Below are 19,182 nucleotides of genomic sequence, written 5' to 3' on the forward strand. Positions count from 1 at the left end.
TAAAATTTTTAACCTATCTCAACCATTTTTCTCTTTCTCTTATCAAAAGTTACCATTTCAGTAATGCCAAATTCCTTTGCATATTCCCCAGCTTCCTTTATTTTCATTCCAACATGCTCAGAATAATGTGAATCACTTGACAAAATCACAGGAATATCGTATTTTTTCACATACTCCATAAAATCTCTGTACGGAGTAATTTCTTTGATTGGATAACGATAAAACGTTCCTGTGTTTATATCCACAACCATGTTATTTTTTTTCAAGCATTTAGCAGTACTTTCAAGTAAGTTATCAACATCTTTTTTTTCTGGAATATTTTTAAACAATCTCAAGTTAAACGGATGCCCTAAAATATCATACATTCCTGTATTTGCCACATCCTCAATCTCTTTTGCATAATCTTTCCAAATCTGCACCAAATTCTCATCTGTAAATTTATGCTTCAAAGCACTAAAATCAAATCCCCAGCCCTTAATAAAATGTATTGAAACAATCAGATAATCAAAATCATATTTAGACAATATTTCCTTAACTTTCTCCTGATTTTTAAAATTACACACTTCAATCCCAAACTTTACTGGATATCCCTTTGATTTCAATTTATCTATAAAATCTCTGTATTCATCCAATGTATGCACAAATTTTGTTTTCTGCTCAAGCCATTTTTTCTGAAACTTCCCAGTTTCACTCTCATCCAAAATCAGCTCATTATAATACAAATCCTTAAATTCCTTAAAGCCATGAGTATGTTCCGTTATTCCTATTTCAAAAAGCCCCATTTCCTTTGCCTTTTCAAAAAACGGATTTACATAATCCTCATCATAACTCCCGTATTCAAAATGCATGTGATAATCCACTAACATAATATTTCCTCTCTTTCTATACAATTAATTTCTTTAATTTTGAACTTATACAGTTAAGTTTAATTGGCCAATTGTAATTTTTAATACTATTCTCAGTTTAAATAGCGAATGTTTAATAAATTTTGAATTACATACTATATTTAGTAAAAAATTAAAATTTTTTATCCTTAATATAGTTTTTATTTTTATAATGGGATTTAGTATAAGTCCATATTTAAAGAATTTTATTATATTTTAAAATAAAATCACATATAAAGGAAAAAGCCATTCCAAAATTTATCATTTTGAAACAGCCTTTCTTTAAACAAAAAATTAATTAATCGATTATTGAGAAATTACATTTGTTGCTTGAGGTCCTTTTGGTCCTTCTTCTACATCAAAGCTTACTTCTTCACCTTCATTAACTGTTTTGAATCCTTCTTTATTGATTTTTGAGAAATGCAAGAAATAATCATTTCCATCTTCTCCTGAAATAAATCCGAATCCTTTTTTGTCGTTAAACCATTTTACTTTACCTAACAAAGTATTACCTCCTAAAATTTTATACCTCAAACAACTGTTACTGTTACAAATATATATTTTTTGTTACACTTACTTGCTTTTGGTTATCTGCAATTATTATACCACACTTTTTCAAAAAATCATAGCCCTTTTTTTCAAAATTTTAATTTGTTTTAAGCAAATATTATAAAATATTTGTTAAGTATAATTTTTAACAAATATTTATCATTACAACCCTTGTAATTTATCCAAAAACAATATAAAATATGTATTAAGAATAAACTGAAAAGGACGTGGTAATTTATGAATTTAAAAAAACAAATGTTAATCAGTACATTTGCAATATTAGCAATAATGAGCTGTGGAAAAAAAGAAGCGGTTCAAAATGAAGATCAGGATGAAATTCAAATTGAACAGCAAAGTGTTGATGCTACAACTAATAATACTCAGTCTAACCCAAAGGAAGCACAGCCAGTTGTAGAATCTTCTGAAACTATTGACGAAAACGCTAATAATCAGCCTCCTTCTCAAGTAAAACCTGAAGAAGTAAAAACTAGCCATACTTTACAGCATGTAGACAAACTTATTGGTAAAGAAATCCCAATGGAAGATAGAATTCTAGTCTTTTCTAAAGAAAATAACCAATATAAAATAACTTACAAAGGTGAATCTGAAAATGGAATACAAGCAGATACGAAAAATCTGACTTTTAATGAAAAGAACGACAGCCTAACTGATGGTACATACACATTTAAGCTAAACAAGAATAAATTAGGCTTATATTCTGGAAATCAATTTATATTCACAGTCGATTAATTCCATTAAAATTAATTTTTAGAAATACACTCAAGCAGGTAAATTATATATTTAACTGTCTGAGTGTTTTTTATATTCATTTTTTAGAATTATACTCAAACCTATTTAAAATTTAACTACTAAAAATTATATAAATTTAGGGTTTTAGTAAAATAATCATAACTTCTAAGTTAAGTTTTAAAACAGTTTTACTATAGAAAAGTATTGTAAACTTTTTTATAAGCTTTAGTGTTTCATTTAGTTATCTAACTACATCTTTTGAAATTAAAATTACACTTGTAAAATTTAACTTTTTATTCAATAGTTATTTTCCTTGGAACAACTCTCTTTTTCTGAATAATTTCCCTATCTTTTCCCAAATTATCCAAAATTTTAACTAGATATTGATAAAGCTCTTCATTACTATAAGTTTTCTGTTCCATCTCCAATTTTAAATTAATATAAGCAATTATAACATCTCTTTCCACACTTCCATTTAAACAATTTACATAAAAATTTACATCAAAAATATCTAAATTTGTTTTTTTAGAGGCCTCTTTTCCAAACAATTCTAAAATTTTAGGATGAAGTGTTCCTAATTCATGTTTTGAAGAATATTTTGTATTTATCAGTTCCAGCAAATTAAAATCACGCCTTAAATCTTTAAAGCTATTGTAATCATTTCTAAGTTCTGCTCCAACTCTTGTAATAAACCTCGTTATTTCAATTTCTCCGATTTTTTTTCTCCCAGTATTTTCAACATTTTCATAATTTATTTCTAATTGATTGTATAAATCAAATCCAGTTTCAACATCATTTTCATTTTTTATTTCAACATTTTCTCCATTATTTAAAATTTCTAACGAAAAATCTGCACTTCTAACATAAAATTTTCTTTTCTGAAAATCTGAAAATAGATTTAATTTCAAAATATATCTATTCTCAATCTCAGGCATATCAAATTTGTAATCTTCATTCATCCAAAAAACTTTACCACCATATTTCACAATTCCTTTTGTTACTGTCACTTGTTTGCTTTCTGCATCTGTAACAAGATTAAATCCCGAAATTATCCCGTCTTTTCTATCCAGATATAACAGTTCTGTCAATTCTACAGGATTATCCCTCAATAAATCAAGCGCCTGCTTACTTATCACCTGCCCATGCCCAAATATTGGATATTTATTCTCAATCATCTTTCCCCCATTTTTTTATCTTACTAATTTTTATTAATTTCAACTTGTAAATTTTTCAAATTTCCTGCAAAAGTTATATTTAACTGGCAAATACCATTATCCACATCAATTATATGGGATAAGTCATCCCCTTTTTGCATAATTCCATTTACAAATTTTGTATCTTTTAACCAGACTGATTTCTGACTTTCAGGATTTGTACTGAAAAACATATTTAACTTATCTTCCTTGAAGTCTGTCGTTGTAAATCTTAACGTTCTTTCAATATACGTCGTTGTAAGCGTCTTATAAAGCGGTTCATAGCCTCCATCCAGATTTTTTAACAAAGTTCTTGCTTTATACACAACTATATTCCGTATTTTTTCACGTGCCACATTTGCATTATCTGATGAAAATACAAATCCATAGTTAAATTGATTTATTCTATCCTTTATTGTATTTGTAAATCCTGATATTTCCTTAGACATTGTTGTTTTTGCATGATAAGAATTGTCTTTTTCCTCAATGTCAAAACGTACTCCCGGATATTGCGGCGATACGTTTGCAAACCTTTCCTTTAAATAATTTGGACATTGTGTGGCACCAATTATCCCAGCCGCCACATAAGCCGCATCAACATACACACCTTCTATCCAGAATTTTAACAAATCTTCCTGTTCTTTTGAAAGTGATACCCCTGTTTCTTCTTCAAATTTCATTTTATAATCCAGCATAACACCTGATTTATCCTTTGGAATTATAGTAAAATTAGGAATTACTGGTATTAAATATTCAGAATATTTTTGATTTTCCAACATTTGGGTCTTTTCAATATATTTATCCACACCCATTGTAGCTAGATTGTCAAACGAAGTTTCAGACTTTCCTTCAAAATTAAAAAATACTTGAACTCTGTATTCTGCCAGTACAGTCATTAAATTTGTCAAAACGTCAACTGTATTTTTCTCAGTTTTCTCATCTTTTTTGCTCCCCATAAATCTTTCACGAACTTTTTTCTCAGATTTTTTCATCTCCAAATCAACATTTGGATAAATTCCAAACCATACTGTATTGTCAAAGTCGTTCTTTTCATTAGTTGTGTTCAAAAATGCTTTCAATTTATCCTTATTTCCAGCCTTTACAATCATTTCAGGCTTTACATTTGTAATCAAAAGCGTTGGTTTCATAAGCCCCATTCTCACATCATACTGCTCAAAAAACATTTTCACGCCCAATATTTTTTCAATTAGAGGTTTTGCAATTTTTATAAAATCCTCCTGTGCCGATTTATAAAATGCCAAATAATTATTATAATTTTCAACTTCCTGCTCAGGATCAACATCCACAAATGTCTTTGCAAGTGGCACAAATGTTCTGACAACCAAATCGCTAATATATTTATTCGGCTCATCTGTCACATTTTCATAGTCATCCCTAAAAGCCTCAACTAGAGCCGTCGTATTTTTCTCTTCAATCATTGCAAGAGCCGTCTGATTTTCCTGCTTATACTCAATTACTTCAAGCTCCCCTTTTTCTCCCACTTGAAGCATTCCAAGCTTTATTTTCTCTGACTTAAAATTATTCGTATCATTTCCAATTAAAAGCCGAGTTTTTATATCTTCAATCGCAAGTGGCAACATTCCAAGCACATTGCTGTAATTTTCTGAAGCTTCTTCAAACTTTGAATTAAGTTTATCTCCTAACTCCAATTTTTTAGGATTCTCATCATCCAGTTCTTCGTATTTCTGATAAATATACGCAATCTCTTTTCTCGTCTGCTTAATATCCTCGATAACCTTTTTCGGCGAAATTAACTCCAAAATATTTTCAAACTTAAAATCCACATTCCTGTTACCTTGTGACTTTCTAGCCTCAATCAAAGTACTAAGCATCTTAAAAAACGTATTCCCATTATTAATCTTAATTTCTGTCACAAGATCCTCAGGCACTCCCTCCGGCTTTTTCAAAATATACTTAATGCTCTGACTCTCTGCATCAAAATAACTGTACACCTTTGGATCAAATTTTTCCAGAAACTCCTCAAAGCTCCCAACCAAAAGATGCCTGTTAATCTCAATAACATTCTCATCATCCAGCGAATCCATATCCCTCGTATCATTGATAAGCGTTAAAATATCCATTTTCTCTGGATTAATTTCCTCAAATAAAATAGTTCGATTAGTCTGATTTATAACATTCTTATTCCCCATTTTCTTTTTAAAGTTATTCTTAATATCATATAAAAATTAATTACTGTAAATCAACTTTTTACAATCCGTTTAAATTAATTTTATACAATTTTTCAAATAACTTTATTTTCCCCTTTCTTTTATTTTTAATTTATTTTTAATTATTATAATAATACACTATAATTGAATTTTTGTCAATATATTTCTTCTCATTCTGTATAATAAACATCCTCTCCTTCCCCTTCTATATCTCCATTATTATGAAATATCAAAGATCCTTTTACCTTGCCATTTTGATAATACTCAATATATTTTTTCTTTTTACCGTCCTTATAAAATGTTTCTGAGTGTAGTTTCCCATTCTCAAAATATGTTCTAAATTTTCCATTCCCATTAATTATTTCTCCTTGATCTCTTACCGAGCCATCATTATTGTAATCCACCCATTTTCCTTCAATCTTGCCGTTTTTATACATAGTTTCCGAACTTATTCTGCCATTCTTATAGTAAGTAATATTTTTACCATGAACAATTCCATCCAAATAATTTGTTACAGTTGCCAATTTCCCATTCTCATAATAATACTTTCCTTCTCCATTTCTTTTTCCATTCTTAAAATTCTCTTTTACCTCAGTTTCTCCATTATCAAAATATCGTATTTCCTTTCCATTTTGAATATTATTTTTATATTCTAATATCCAATATATTTTACCATTCTCATTATACCAGTATTCCTTTCCTTCAAGTTTTCCATTTCTATAATTTGCTTCTCGAAGTTTTGTACCATTTTGAAAAAAAGAAATAGTTTTTCCTTCTCTCCTATTGTACGAATTATCATCTCTTCCCCAACAATCATATTCATCTGTTGCCTGATATATTTCATTTAATGTTCCGTCTAAATCATGTTGAGTAATTAAATATATTCCATTATTTTTTTCATGTAAAACTCTGTAATATTTTGCTCTTTCTTTTCCTTTTGTAATATTACAAGAATCATCAAAATATCCAATAAATTTCCCTTTTTTCTCAAATTCTTTTATATCTGAAATTATTTTTTGATATTTTTTATCAATTTTATTATCTGCCATACAGGATATATTAAAAAGTACGAAACAAGTTATTATTATATTTTTTATAACTCTATCTTTTAATTTCACAAATCCATCTCCTTCATTATATTTTTTATCTTACTCCTCAAATTTATATCCCAATTTATTACCTCTTTTTTTATATTCTCTAAGGTATTCACTCCAATGTTTTCCAAATCTCATTTCGAAATGTGGAAGATCTCTTGTTTTCCAATGACCTCCCCATTCAAAACCAATTTCTTTCCCAATTTTTGCTATTTTGTTATTTGGATTTTCTAAAAGTTTATAACTGTCTGACTTTCCATTATTGGTTATTTGAACTATATCAATTGCCAAGCCATAATTATGATAGCTTTTTCCTGGAGGTGCTTTTATTGCAGTAGTTAAGCCTGCTTGATGCTTGAAATCTCTATAACCATCAGATATTCTAAATTTATAACCTAATTCAATTTCTACTCTGTTTATAAAATTTTTCGCATGACATCTAATCCTAGGATCTAATTTTTTTATTCTTTCATTAGTAACTTTATCCCAAGTGTCTCTACAATCCAATTTCTGATTCTCATGCGGACAAGTTGAACAATTTTTCTTTTCACTTTCTTTTGGTTTTAAGGTTTGAATCTGTTTTGAATCTGAATTATTTGAAGGGTTATTTGTCTGTCCCACAGACTTAACATCAGAAGTCTTTTTTAATCCATCTTTTATAGTTTGTGTATTATTTTGTAAATTTTTACTTTCATTTCCATTAATCTGATTCCCAGAGCCATTCTCAACTTTCTTCTGAACACTATTATTCATACTTATCCTACTTGATGATCTATGAGTCTCATCCCACTCTCCTTGACTGAACGGACATACTGCCACACTTCTCGCATTTTTTCTTATTACATTTAAAATATCATTTGCAGTTGGAGCGTGTTTTGTAGAAGTATAAAGCATTTTCCCTATTCCAATCCAGTTTGATACATCTGATGATTTTATTCTTTGTTTTGGAACTGCTTTTGCCTGTTTTACATTATTTTGTATTTTGTAGTTTTGTAATTTTATTTGTCCTGTATTTGTAGTGTTTATATCACTATTTAATTCTGATTCAATCAATTTTTTTGCATTTTCTGTTATAGTTAGATTTCCAGCCCGCATTAAATAACCATAAGTTATTACTGGAAGCATTTTTGCAGAATAAAAATTTTTTCTTTCATAATCACATAGGCTTAATCCGTGATTTTTTACCACTCCTTTTGTATCAAATTTAGGTGCTGATTTTTGTTTTGTTCTTTTATATGCTTCTTTAAAAGCAGAAAATATCCTTTGCCTTAAATATTTTTCCTTTTCTGAAGTAACTTCCTGATTTGCAATTTGCATTTTTGCCTTATTTTTCGTTATGAAATTTTCTTTATCTTTTTTTTCGGAATCAGTTAATTTTCTCATTCCAAGCATATTTTTTACATCCTTTGCAAAGTAAGAACGCATATTGTCCATTACCCCAGCTTTATATTTTTTCCATTTAGCATATTTCTGTGCCTCTTTTTTTAGTTGCGTCTGCATAAAATTATTATTTATATCACTGCAAATATTTATCAGCAATCCGTATTGACAATCTGCATCTCTCTCAGCTTCCTTAACTTCTTCCGTTTTGGTAACAGCCGTTCCTACTTCTTTTTGTCCAGCATCATCAATACTTATGATTCCACCGTGCATGCATTGTATAGTAGAAATATCCAGTAATGCAGGCCTATCTCTCACTTTCACATCTGTATTTTTCTCCCATGTCCCTATTAATGCAGGCTGACAAGTCCCAATAGCACTGCACGATTTAAAAGGCTGAATATTTGTGTCATTTATATTTGCCTGCTTTGCTCCTTTAAGCATAACTCTATCTTCATTTATTGTTAACCTGCTTATATCCTTTCCAAGCGTACACTTTAACATGCAGTTAGTATTTACAAACAGCTCTCCAGTAGGATTTATAACATTTTGCAAATCATAAAACGACTTATAAAAAGAATACAAGTCCATAGAATCAATATTTGCCCCATAATCCCTTAATTCCTTGCTATCCTTAAATAAAGCCTTAATAATGCTTTTATCTTTCTCAAAATCTGAATTATCCCTGTAATTTTCATAGACTTCATCTATCAGATTACTTATTTCCCTTATATTTCTTACCTTTATAGCTGATTTTGAAGTTATCCAGTCATTAAGAACAGTTGTCACTCTTATATCTTTTCCAATTTTTTCAAGTCTGTCAAATAGCCCCATTTCGCTTTTTGAAGGCAAATCTATTCCCTTGTGTTTTTTTATATACCATAACAAGTAATTTCTCACTATGTTACTATCTCTATATTTATGGTTATCAAAATACTTAATTTCATTTTCTTCCTTAAATCCAGTCTGAACCTTCAAAAATTCAATTATTATATTATCAATCAGCCTTCTTGACAAAGGAAACTGTCTTACCCCATTTTCATCCATAGAATAACTTTTTTCATATTCCAACTCATTTTCTCCAAGTTCTCGTATCAAATTTTCACATCTTGTCTTTTGCAATTCTGATGGTTGTTTTTTATTAACTTTTATAACAATTTCGTCAACATCCTTTATTCCTTGCATGTATTTATCATATTTTTCAGGTAATTGATTTTTTTCAATCTTAACTTCCTCATCTTTCACATGTATCTTAATCACACCCTGTATTTTATCCACATAATCATTTTGCTTCTTAAATTTATTTACAGGCTTTTTATCAGGAAATTTCACATATTTTGCTGAATATTGGCTAAGCACGTATTCCAGCGACTCTATGCTAGTTTTATTTGGAATAGGGTACGAATAAATATAATAAATTATATCCTGTATCCGTAAAACTTCATTATTCTCCTCTCTTCCCCTCAAAACATCAAACCCATGCTGTCTTATTACATTCCCAATGTTTTCGTTGTCTTTTGTTGCCTCATCATACATTTTCAAAATAATATTTATATCTTCCTTATTCTCTTCCAGCACTTTTTTGCCAGTCTTAGTTTCCAAATATTTTACATAATTCTGATTATAAAGATTTTCATCTTGAAATTTAGCCTGCAACCTCTTCAAAATAGCTTCTTCAGGATTTACAAAAGCTAATTCAGGAGCTTTGCTATTTTCATTCCTATCCCTTTTATATTCTTCACTATCCCAGACTTCCTCAAATTTCTGCCCATTAAATGTATATACTCCTGCTTTGCTGTCATTTTCAGCATTTTCTAGTTTTACAGTATTCGAGGTTGAAGTAAATTTTTGTGTTTGAACTGGTTTTTGCTGAGAATTATTTGAAACATTAGTTTTAGGTTTCTGCTGAGTTACAGCCTGTTTATTTATGTTTTTGTTATCAGTCTGAGCGTGATTCTTCTCCACAACTTTATGCCCAACTTCGCAATTATCCTTGAATCCAATAATTACTGATAAATCGTATCCTGCCAAATTTTCATGATAAAACAGAGATGGAACAGCATTCCCATCAACAGGAATAGCATATTCCCCTTTAAAATTATTTTTTAATGCATCATTCATAGCATTCTGCCCACATAAATGCGAAGCGGCAAGCAATCCAGAAGATGTCAGAATAATGCTTTTTCCTCTTAAATCCTCTGATTTATAGCCTTGTGACTTTTTACTTCTAAATCTTTTATATACTTCTCCATTTTTTCCTTCTATTGGAAGTTTTACTTTTTTTCCTTTTATTTTTTTTGTTACAGTAGTTTTTCCAAAACAAAGATACTTTGCATCCAATGGAATATTTATTTTTGAGCATATTTTATCTGTATGTTTTTTTACAACCTTCCATCTTAATACAAGCGATTTCATCATCGCCTCATCCTGAGCAGCAGGATTATTTAAAAAACTTTTCTTGCTTGTCAATTTCCACTTTGTCACAGCTTCACCAATAAATTTAGTATTTCCCCAAGTCGAACCTTTTGCAAGCCATCCCATATCTATCAACGCATCCGTTCCAAGCTGATACTTCCCAATATATTTCGCATCAGCTTTATCAATACCGAGTGTATATTCTTTTGTACTTTCGAGTACAGCCAATTTTTCAAAAAATTCAACCGCACTATCCCCAATATCTACCCCATTAAATTTCCTGTTTACCACAATTAATTTCCCCCTTTTAATTTTAAAACTTTCACAAAACTAATTTTATTAATACTAAAAAAGCTATCACGTCCTTTCTTTTATACTAAATATCTCATTAAAAAACAGAAATTATATTAATAATAAAAAGTTTTAAACTAATAATATGTAATTTAAAATTTATAAAATATTTACTATTTAAACAGAGAATAGTATAAAATTCTTATTTATAATTACTTTTTATAAACTATTTTAACTGGCTCTTATGTATATAGCCTTTCATATAATAACCTCCCTCTTTATTATAAAAATAGACATATTTCCATCCTTCTTCATTTGAAATTTCCTCAACTGCGACATTATTTGCTAATTTATGAATTATTGAACTGTCTGTACCATAACTTTCCCTTACATTAACAACATTTTCCTTTGAAGCCGTAATAAAAGTTTTACCTGTTCTCTTAGATGATATTACTCCAAAATCCCTAAATTCTTCCCTCCACATCTGCTCACTTTTCATATCCGTTATTGCATAATTTGTGGCACCACTTGCTGCAACTATTGATAAAAATAGATTATCTCCGTCAATACTTTCTAATTGTGAACTTAGATAGGCTGTATCACCTGCAATTTCTTTTCCATTTTTCATAAAAACTATTTGACTATTTGACTTTCCAGCATAAGCATACGGCAATGAAATAACATATATTTCATATTGTTTATTTTTAAAACCTTCCACCGTTTTTATTTTATGCTCTTCTTCGTCAATTATCTTATTGTAATCTTTTATTGTTTCTTGAATTTGTTTTGGAACTTTATCTATTGAAATTTCTTTTACAGAAAGACTATTTACAATTTTAACAGTTTCAAAACTATTTATTTTACTTTCAAATTCTGAAAAATTAGGATATTTTGCTACATTTTCTCTCTTTGCAGTAAGTTCCGGGTATCTTTGCTCAATAAATATTTTTTCAGGAATCATAAAATTACGATAATTTTCATATACATAATCCACTATTTCTTTTGGAACTTCACGTAATTCCAGCCTTTTTAAGTTTTTTAATTGAGAAATTTCGTCAACGCCATTTTTTAATGGATTAAAACTTACATCCAAGTGTTCGAGCTTTGTTAATTTTCCAATCCCTCTAATATCACTTATTTTATTGTTATGTATCCATAATTCCCTTAAATTTGGCAAATTTAATAACGGCTTTACATCTTCTATCTGATTGAAATTTATTTTCAATACTTCCAGCTTCTTTAGGTTTTCCAGTGGTTTTATATCTTTTATTTTATTCCAGCGTAAATCAAGAATTTTTACATTTTTGTAATTTGCAATGCAGTTTATCTCCTCCAGTTCTTTATTTTTCAATTCTATTCTTTCAGCGTTAATACTGTACTTTCCTACTTCTGTACAGCTTTTTGCATTTTTAGAACTTGTCTGAATTTGTGCCATTTGTTCATTTGCATTCCTGTTTTCTTTCAACTCTTCGCTTTTACTGTTACTGCAAGCCATAAATACTATAAAAATTAGTATTCCCAGTATTTTTCTCATTTTGCCTCCTGTTATGTTATTATTTTTAATTAACAAAAAATTTATTCTCTATAAATATTTTTATATTTATTCATTTTATTTTAATTTATATAATAATACCTTATGTTTTAACTTTTGTCAATAAAAAAAATGATTTTTTAAAAAAAATTTTACATTATTTTGAAAAAGTACTTGTAATTATAGTAAAAAAGTGATATTATTAATTTAGAAATAAATTTAAAGCTTCAGGGCAGGGCGAAATTCCCGACCGGTGGTAAAGTCCACGAGTTGTTTTTATTTTAATTAAAATGAAAACGACATGAACTGGTGTGATTCCAGTACCGATAGTTATAGTCTAGATGGTAGAAGTGAAATTGTTGGCTGTTTAAAATTATTTTTCAATTTTATTGTATTTTATATGCAATATTTTGAATAATTTTGATACATTCAGCATTAATTAAATTATATATCATCTACCTTTTAAATATCAAAAAAGCCTTGAATCATAACGTTCTTGGCTTTTTTGTTTTATTAGCAAATAATGTTTTTAAATTTTATTTTTTTATTTAGTATGTCAAACCTCTTTGAAACCAGACTCATAAGTTATGATTTTTGTTTTTAAAGAGAATTAAAATATGGATAACGAGAGGATGATTTGAAAATGAGAACTTTTGAAGGAAAATTTGATGGAAGAGATGTAAAAATAGCGATTGTGGCTGGAAGATTTAACGAGTTTATTACTTCCAAATTAGTTGGCGGAGCTTTGGATGTATTGAAGAGAAATGATGTTTCTGAAGAAAATATTGATATTGCCTGGGTTCCAGGAGCTTTTGAAATACCACTAATTGCAAAAAAATTAGCAAATACACAAAAATATGATGCAATAATTACTCTTGGAGCTGTTATAAAAGGTTCTACACCACACTTTGACTATGTTTGTTCAGAAGTTTCAAAAGGAGTTGCCCAAATTTCATTGCAAAGTGAATTACCTGTAATTTTTGGAGTTTTAACTACAAACAACATTGAAGAAGCTATTGAAAGAGCCGGAACAAAAGCTGGAAATAAAGGTGCAGATGCTGCATTTTCTGCAATCGAAATGATTAATTTAATAAAAGAAATTGGATAAAAAATATTTTTGTAAAATTTTCAGAAAATTTTGATAAAAATAAAATTATAAATTTAATTGATAGCATCATGAATTATACTCAAACCTATTTAAAATTAAACTACTAAAAATTATGTAAATTTAGGGTTTGAGTAAAATAGTCATAGCCTTTTGAGTTTAGTTTTAAATCAGTTTTACTATAATAAAGGAAAAAATAAAATGAATGAAAATATTGATGAAAAATATATGAAAATGGCAATTGAACTGGCAAAAAAAGGAGTTGGGTCAGTAAATCCCAATCCAATGGTTGGAGCTATCGTCGTTCAAGATGAAAAAGTTATTGGAACTGGCTATCACAAGTATTTTGGAGGACCTCACGCCGAAGTTTATGCTTTGGACGAAGCTTCAAAAAATTCTAAAGATTTATCAAATGCTACGATTTACGTTACATTGGAACCTTGCTCGCATTATGGAAAAACACCTCCTTGTGCAGAAAAAATTGTAAAATTGGGACTAAAAAGATGCGTTATCGGCTCATCTGATCCAAATCCAAGAGTGGCTGGAAAAGGTATACAAATATTGAAAAATGCTGGAATTGAAGTTACTGAAAATGTTTTGAAAGAAGAATGCGACAAAATAAATCAAGTGTTTTTTAAATATATTCTGACAAAATTGCCATATTTATTCTTAAAATGTGCGATTACTCTAGATGGAAAAATTGCTACAAAAACAGGAAATTCCAAATGGATTACAAACCAAACAGCACGTGAAAAAGTGCAATTTTACCGAAATAAATTTATGGGAATAATGGTTGGGATAAATACTGTCTTAGCTGACAATCCAAGCCTTACTGCGAGAATTGAAAACGGTGTAAATCCATACAGAATAATTATTGATCCGCATTTAAAGACTGAAAAAATTCATAATATTATTAAGGAAAATATTGATGAAAAGACGATAATTGTTACATCAGAAAAAAATAAAAATTCTGAAAAGCAGTTAGATTTTTCTGAAAATAGCAAGGTTAAATTTGTATTTTTAAATGGTACAAAATTCAGCTTTAAAGAAATTCTTGAAAAAATTGGAACGTTAGGAATTGACTCAATTTTGCTGGAAGGTGGTCAATCACTTATTTCACAGGCATTTGAAGAAGATGTTATTGATGCTGGAGAAATTTTCATTGCTAATAAAATTTTAGGCGATACTGAAGGAAAATCTTTTATTGCTGGATTTGATAAAAAAAATATGAATGGAGCCATCGTTTTGAAAAACGTAAAATATAATGTTTATGATGAAAATGTTGGAATGGAATTTTTACAAAAAAGTTATAGCTAGTAGATTGGTTATAAATATAATCTAACTTTACACTATCATTTTAAATTAGAAGTACTATAATTTAAAATAAAAAATTAAAAATCAGGAGAAAATTATGTTTACTGGTTTAGTTGAAGAAACTGGAAAAATTATTGATATTGCAAAAAAAGCTGCAAGTATCGAAATTACAATAAGGGGGAAAAAAGTCGCTGAAAAAGCGCAGATTGGGGATAGCATCGCTGTAAATGGCGTGTGTCTGACTGTTACAAAACTAAATGGAAACGACTTTACTGCCGATGTGATGTTTGAAACTATTGAAAGAAGCGGCTTAAAACGTGCTAAGGCTGGAGACATTGTTAATCTTGAAAAGTCACTTACACTTACGACTTTTTTAGGCGGACATCTTGTAATGGGAGATGTTGACTGTGAGGCTAAAATTGTATCAATTACAGATAAAGGGATCGCAAAAGTATATGAATTCCAGCTGGATAAAAATTATAAAAATAATATGAAATACATTGTTGAAAAAGGACGTGTAACGATTGACGGAGCGAGCCTTACAATAATTGATGTAGACGATAACGCTGGAATTTTCTCGGTTTCACTTATTCCACATACGATTGAAAATATTACCGTTGGAATGAAAAAAACTGGGGATTTTGTAAATATTGAAACAGATTTGTTTGGAAAATATGTTGAAAAAATATTAAAGTTTGACAATTTTGAAAATACAGAAAATAAAGGCAAAAAATCCAATTTAACAATGGAATTTTTACAAAAACATGGATTTTAATTAAAAAATATAAAACAAGAAGAAAGAAGTGATTTTAAATGTCAGAAAAAAAGATGAATTTTGACAGCATTGAAGCTGCAATTGAAGATTTAAAAAATGGTATTCCAGTAGTGGTTGTTGACGATGAAGACAGGGAAAATGAAGGGGATTTTATAATTCCAGCTGATGCAGTAACTTATGAAACTTTAAATTTCATAATTAAGGAAGCACGTGGTCTTATGTGTGTCCCAATGTCCAAAAAACGTGCAGAAGAGCTTGAACTAGACCCAATGGTTCAGCACAATACTGATTATTATGGAACTGCTTTTACAGTGTCAGTTGACTCGCTGGAAGGTACAACTACTGGGATTTCTGCAGGCGATAGATTAAAAACAATAAAAGACTTGGCAAATCCTCTAAAAACTGCAAAAGACTTTAGAAAACCAGGGCATATATTCCCGCTAATCGCACGTGAAGGTGGAGTTCTTGAAAGAAAAGGACATACTGAGGCTGCTGTTGAATTATCTAGGCTTGCTGGATTTTCTGATATAGGCGTAATTATGGAAATTTTAAGGGAAGATGGGGAAATGGCTCGTCGAAATGACTTATTTGAATTTTGCCAAAAACATAATTTAAAATTAATTACAATTGATGATTTGATTGTTTACATAAAAAAAAACGAAAAATTAGTTAAAAATGAAGCAGTTGTTGATATTCCAACACAATTTGGAAACTTTACTTTTGCAGGTTATAGCGATGAAATCGAACATAAAGAATATATTGCAGTTATGAAAGGCGAAATAAGAAATAAAGAGAATGTCACTGTCAGACTTCACTCTGAATGCCTGACAGGTGATGTTTTTGGTTCAAGACGGTGCGATTGTCAAGAACAGCTTCATAGAGCCTTATATGAACTGGAAGAAAGTGGAGAAGGTCTTTTAATCTATCTACGTCAAGAAGGACGTGGAATTGGTATTTTGAACAAATTAAAGGCATACAAGCTTCAGGATGAAGGCTATGATACTGTTGAAGCAAATCATAAATTGGGATTTTCTGATGATTTAAGGGATTACGCTGTGGCAGCGCAAATTATAAAGGATCTTGGAATAAAATCTATTATCTTAAAAACTAATAATCCAAAGAAAATTGAAGGACTTGAAAAATACGGAGTTAAAGTTGCTGGACGCACAGAAATTGAAATTACTGCAAATGATGTGGATAAAAGTTATTTAAAAGTAAAGAAAGAAAAAATGGGACATTTATTAAAACAGAATTTATAGAAAATTGCTTCAATTAACTCAGGTATTATGGCTATTTTGCTAAAATATCTGAGTTTTATTTTAAGCTTTTTATAAAATTAACTCTATTTTAAAATGATTTTCATTATTTTAATTTAACTTTCAACAATTCTTCTTATTTATTTCTTAAATTTTTTCATAATTTCCTTCTATAAAATATTCTTCAAGCAATAAAAAATTATAGTGTTTTCTATAAGTTCTGAACAAAATCTAATTTTGAAAAAGCCATATATTTCCTCATTCAAAATCTTTAAGTCATAAATATTTTTAGATACTTTTCATCAATTGTTAAACGATATTTTTTATATAATTATGAGGAATAAAAAACATAATCCAGAAACTTTTGATTTTATCATCCAGTTCATTAGATTATGTTTTAATGCTATTCTATAGTAAAACTGCTTTAAAACTAAACTCAAAAGGCTATGACTATTTTACTCAAACCCTAAATTTATATAATTTTTAGTAGTTTAATTTTAAATAGGTTTGAGTATATATTTAAAATATATCTTTATCAGATAACTTTGCATCTTTTGTTTTAAACATTTCAAGCAGCTTTTCCACTGTCAGTTTTTTCTTTTCCTCACCTTTTATATCAAAAATTACTTCTCCTGCATGAAGCATAATAAGTCTATTTCCATAAGTTATGGCATCTTGCATATTATGTGTTATCATAAGACTTGTTATATTATTTTTTTCAATAATTTCCTTTGTCTTTTCCAAAATTATTTCTGAAGTTTGAGGGTCAAGCGCCGCTGTATGTTCGTCTAATAATAATATGTCTGGACGGTTCAAAGTTGCCATTATTAACGACAGGCATTGTCTTTGACCACCAGATAGCAGTCCTACCTGTGTAAACAATTGATTTTCCAGTCCAAGTCCCAGACTTGCCAATTGCTTTTTATAAAATTCAATATTTTTTACATCTAATCCAAAGGTAAAGTTAAAACGCTTTCCTTTATTTTTAGCCATTGACAAATTTTCTAGCACTGTCATTGATGGAGCTGTTCCCATTGTGGGATTTTGGTAAACTTGTGAAATCCATTTTGCTCTTTTATGCTGTTCTACATTTGTTATATCATTTCCGTTTAAAACAACATTCCCTCCATCTGGAATAATTTGTCCATTTAATACATTCAAAAGCGTAGACTTTCCAGCACCATTACTTCCAATAATTGTTATAAAATCACCGTCATTTATTGTAAAATTCAAGCCTTTAAATACTTGTTTTTCCGTTCCCAGTTCAGAGAAGAAAGTTTTATGTAAATTTTTTAACTCTATCATTAATTTGCCTCTCCCTTCTCAATCAATTTTACTTTTTTCTTACCTTTTTTAGTTTTCTGAATCAACTCATTCCATAAAATTACTGCAAGAATTATCGCTGTTATAACTTTTACATCTGTTGGCTTAACTTCCAGTATCTTTATAACATTATCACTAAAATGAAGTCCTTCATACATATTTCTTGTCCAGCTATTTGACATCAATGCTAGATTTATTATGAAATAATACATTAAAGATCCGATTGTAACAATGGAAATTTCGTTTATTACTTGTGATTTTTTCAATACTCCAAGTCCTAAAATAATTGCCGCAAGTCCAATAACAATTGTTCCTACTCCAGACTGTAAGTCTGCAACTTTAATATTTTGTGCAAATAATGCACCTGCTAATGCCACGACTCCATTTGCAAGCATTAATCCAAATATTTTTAGTCTTTTTTCATTTACCCCAAGACTTACTACAAGCTGCTCATTATTCCCCAATGCTCTTAATGCAAATCCAAATTTTGATGTCAAGATATAATCAATAACCATTTTTATAATAAATGCGATAAGTATTGTAAGCATAAGTTTTACATCTTTTGTATTTGCTACATAAATTATCAATCCAATTACAAAAACTATATAAACAGTAAGACTTCTGATCATATATTTATTTTCTTTTATTTTATAATCGTAAAGACCTTTTAAAATAAGTAAAATAACAAACATAATTATAAAAGGTATAAAATTCTTTTCATAAGAAATTATTTCATAAATACTTCTTTCTGGCGAGATAAACACATTAGGCATTCCAACAATTCTGGAATTTATACTGTAAAGACCTGTCATTACCAAAATCCCTGAAAGCAATCCATTAATTTTTAGATAAACATGCAATGCTCCTGTAATATATCCTGCAATCATTCCGCACACTACTGCCAAAATAAGACCCATAATCGGACTTGTTATTCCAAAAAAACCATTTTTAGAAAGTGCAAATGCCGCAAATACAAATCCTCCTAATGGAAAAGTTCCATCTACTGACATATCAGGAAAATCCAGTATCTTATAAGTCAAATACACTCCCATAACCATTATCGAATATATAAACCCTGTTTTAAAAGCCTCTGGAAGACTTTGTAAAAATACTAATAATTCATTCATTTAACT

Annotated in this window: 14 protein-coding genes and 1 riboswitch; of the genes, 5 read left to right on the plus strand and 9 right to left on the minus strand. The window is 29.2% G+C overall.

Annotated elements, in window-relative coordinates; all coding sequences use genetic code 11:
* Positions 1-8 precede the first annotated feature (8 nt).
* Both FVE77_RS08730 and FVE77_RS08735 read right to left on the minus strand, forming a co-directional pair.
* Positions 9-866, minus strand: a complete 858-nt coding sequence (locus FVE77_RS08730; protein ID WP_026747061.1) for a histidinol-phosphatase HisJ family protein — start codon at positions 864-866, stop codon at positions 9-11.
* Between the two features lie 324 nt (positions 867-1,190).
* Complete coding sequence (locus FVE77_RS08735; protein ID WP_015769847.1) at positions 1,191-1,388, minus strand: cold-shock protein; 198 nt, start codon at positions 1,386-1,388, stop codon at positions 1,191-1,193.
* A 282-nt stretch (positions 1,389-1,670) separates the two neighbouring features.
* On the opposite strand from FVE77_RS08735, the gene FVE77_RS08740 reads away from it, so the two are divergent.
* Positions 1,671-2,183, plus strand: a complete 513-nt coding sequence (locus FVE77_RS08740) for a hypothetical protein (RefSeq protein ID WP_026747060.1) — start codon at positions 1,671-1,673, stop codon at positions 2,181-2,183.
* Positions 2,184-2,476: 293 nt separating this feature from the next.
* On the opposite strand, the gene FVE77_RS08745 is transcribed toward FVE77_RS08740, so the two are convergent.
* The 5 genes from FVE77_RS08745 to FVE77_RS08765 all read right to left on the minus strand — a co-directional run bounded on the left by FVE77_RS08745 (position 2,477) and on the right by FVE77_RS08765 (position 12,279).
* A complete protein-coding gene (locus tag FVE77_RS08745) occupies positions 2,477-3,358 on the minus strand; it encodes a hypothetical protein (RefSeq protein ID WP_026747059.1) in 882 nt (293 codons plus the stop codon).
* A 23-nt stretch (positions 3,359-3,381) separates the two neighbouring features.
* Complete coding sequence (locus FVE77_RS08750; protein WP_026747058.1) at positions 3,382-5,547, minus strand: hypothetical protein; 2,166 nt, start codon at positions 5,545-5,547, stop codon at positions 3,382-3,384.
* A gap of 188 nt (positions 5,548-5,735) precedes the next feature.
* Positions 5,736-6,683, minus strand: coding sequence for a toxin-antitoxin system YwqK family antitoxin (locus FVE77_RS08755; RefSeq protein ID WP_026747057.1), 948 nt, complete (start codon positions 6,681-6,683; stop codon positions 5,736-5,738).
* Positions 6,684-6,713: 30 nt separating this feature from the next.
* Complete coding sequence (locus FVE77_RS08760) at positions 6,714-10,745, minus strand: PAAR-like protein (protein ID WP_232052910.1); 4,032 nt, start codon at positions 10,743-10,745, stop codon at positions 6,714-6,716.
* 226 nt (positions 10,746-10,971) lie between these two features.
* The gene (locus FVE77_RS08765) at positions 10,972-12,279 is read right to left on the minus strand and encodes a leucine-rich repeat domain-containing protein (RefSeq protein ID WP_026747056.1); all 1,308 of its coding nucleotides are present in this window, start codon (positions 12,277-12,279) and stop codon (positions 10,972-10,974) included.
* Between the two features lie 216 nt (positions 12,280-12,495).
* A riboswitch (FMN riboswitch) is annotated at positions 12,496-12,633 on the plus strand.
* A gap of 286 nt (positions 12,634-12,919) precedes the next feature.
* Here FVE77_RS08765 and ribH point away from each other — a divergent pair.
* The 4 genes from ribH (at position 12,920) to FVE77_RS08785 (ending at position 16,729) form a co-directional block, all read left to right on the plus strand.
* Positions 12,920-13,384, plus strand: coding sequence for a 6,7-dimethyl-8-ribityllumazine synthase (gene ribH, locus FVE77_RS08770; RefSeq protein WP_026747055.1), 465 nt, complete (start codon positions 12,920-12,922; stop codon positions 13,382-13,384).
* 198 nt (positions 13,385-13,582) lie between these two features.
* Positions 13,583-14,698 carry a bifunctional diaminohydroxyphosphoribosylaminopyrimidine deaminase/5-amino-6-(5-phosphoribosylamino)uracil reductase RibD gene (ribD, locus tag FVE77_RS08775; protein ID WP_026747054.1) on the plus strand — a complete coding sequence of 372 codons (1,116 nt, stop codon included), beginning with the start codon at positions 13,583-13,585 and terminating at the stop codon, positions 14,696-14,698.
* A 94-nt stretch (positions 14,699-14,792) separates the two neighbouring features.
* Positions 14,793-15,470 carry a riboflavin synthase gene (locus FVE77_RS08780; RefSeq protein WP_006803563.1) on the plus strand — a complete coding sequence of 226 codons (678 nt, stop codon included), beginning with the start codon at positions 14,793-14,795 and terminating at the stop codon, positions 15,468-15,470.
* Between the two features lie 38 nt (positions 15,471-15,508).
* Complete coding sequence (locus tag FVE77_RS08785; protein ID WP_026747053.1) at positions 15,509-16,729, plus strand: bifunctional 3,4-dihydroxy-2-butanone-4-phosphate synthase/GTP cyclohydrolase II; 1,221 nt, start codon at positions 15,509-15,511, stop codon at positions 16,727-16,729.
* A 516-nt stretch (positions 16,730-17,245) separates the two neighbouring features.
* Here the strand turns inward: FVE77_RS08785 and FVE77_RS08790 are convergent.
* On the minus strand, positions 17,246-18,031 hold the full coding sequence (locus tag FVE77_RS08790) for an ABC transporter ATP-binding protein (RefSeq protein WP_006803559.1): 786 nt from the start codon (positions 18,029-18,031) through the stop codon (positions 17,246-17,248).
* On the minus strand, positions 18,031-19,176 hold the full coding sequence (locus FVE77_RS08795) for an ABC transporter permease (protein WP_026747052.1): 1,146 nt from the start codon (positions 19,174-19,176) through the stop codon (positions 18,031-18,033). Before FVE77_RS08795 ends, FVE77_RS08790 begins: the two co-directional genes overlap by 1 nt.
* Between the last annotated feature and the right edge of the window lie 6 nt (positions 19,177-19,182).

The sequence above is a fragment of the Leptotrichia hofstadii genome, from assembly GCF_007990525.1.
GTDB classification, from domain to species: Bacteria; Fusobacteriota; Fusobacteriia; order Fusobacteriales; family Leptotrichiaceae; genus Leptotrichia; species Leptotrichia hofstadii.

What these genes read in the sequence shown, in the direction of transcription:
- FVE77_RS08730 (WP_026747061.1), bottom strand. Translation starts at nt 866, where the DNA reads ATGTTAGTGGATTATCACATGCATTTTGAATACGGGAGTTATGATGAG.
- FVE77_RS08740 (WP_026747060.1), top strand. Translation starts at nt 1,671, where the DNA reads ATGAATTTAAAAAAACAAATGTTAATCAGTACATTTGCAATATTAGCA.
- FVE77_RS08745 (WP_026747059.1), bottom strand. Translation starts at nt 3,358, where the DNA reads ATGATTGAGAATAAATATCCAATATTTGGGCATGGGCAGGTGATAAGT.
- FVE77_RS08750 (WP_026747058.1), bottom strand. Translation starts at nt 5,547, where the DNA reads ATGGGGAATAAGAATGTTATAAATCAGACTAATCGAACTATTTTATTT.
- FVE77_RS08765 (WP_026747056.1), bottom strand. Translation starts at nt 12,279, where the DNA reads ATGAGAAAAATACTGGGAATACTAATTTTTATAGTATTTATGGCTTGC.
- ribH (WP_026747055.1), top strand. Translation starts at nt 12,920, where the DNA reads ATGAGAACTTTTGAAGGAAAATTTGATGGAAGAGATGTAAAAATAGCG.
- ribD (WP_026747054.1), top strand. Translation starts at nt 13,583, where the DNA reads ATGAATGAAAATATTGATGAAAAATATATGAAAATGGCAATTGAACTG.
- FVE77_RS08780 (WP_006803563.1), top strand. Translation starts at nt 14,793, where the DNA reads ATGTTTACTGGTTTAGTTGAAGAAACTGGAAAAATTATTGATATTGCA.
- FVE77_RS08785 (WP_026747053.1), top strand. Translation starts at nt 15,509, where the DNA reads ATGTCAGAAAAAAAGATGAATTTTGACAGCATTGAAGCTGCAATTGAA.
- FVE77_RS08790 (WP_006803559.1), bottom strand. Translation starts at nt 18,031, where the DNA reads ATGATAGAGTTAAAAAATTTACATAAAACTTTCTTCTCTGAACTGGGA.
- FVE77_RS08795 (WP_026747052.1), bottom strand. Translation starts at nt 19,176, where the DNA reads ATGAATGAATTATTAGTATTTTTACAAAGTCTTCCAGAGGCTTTTAAA.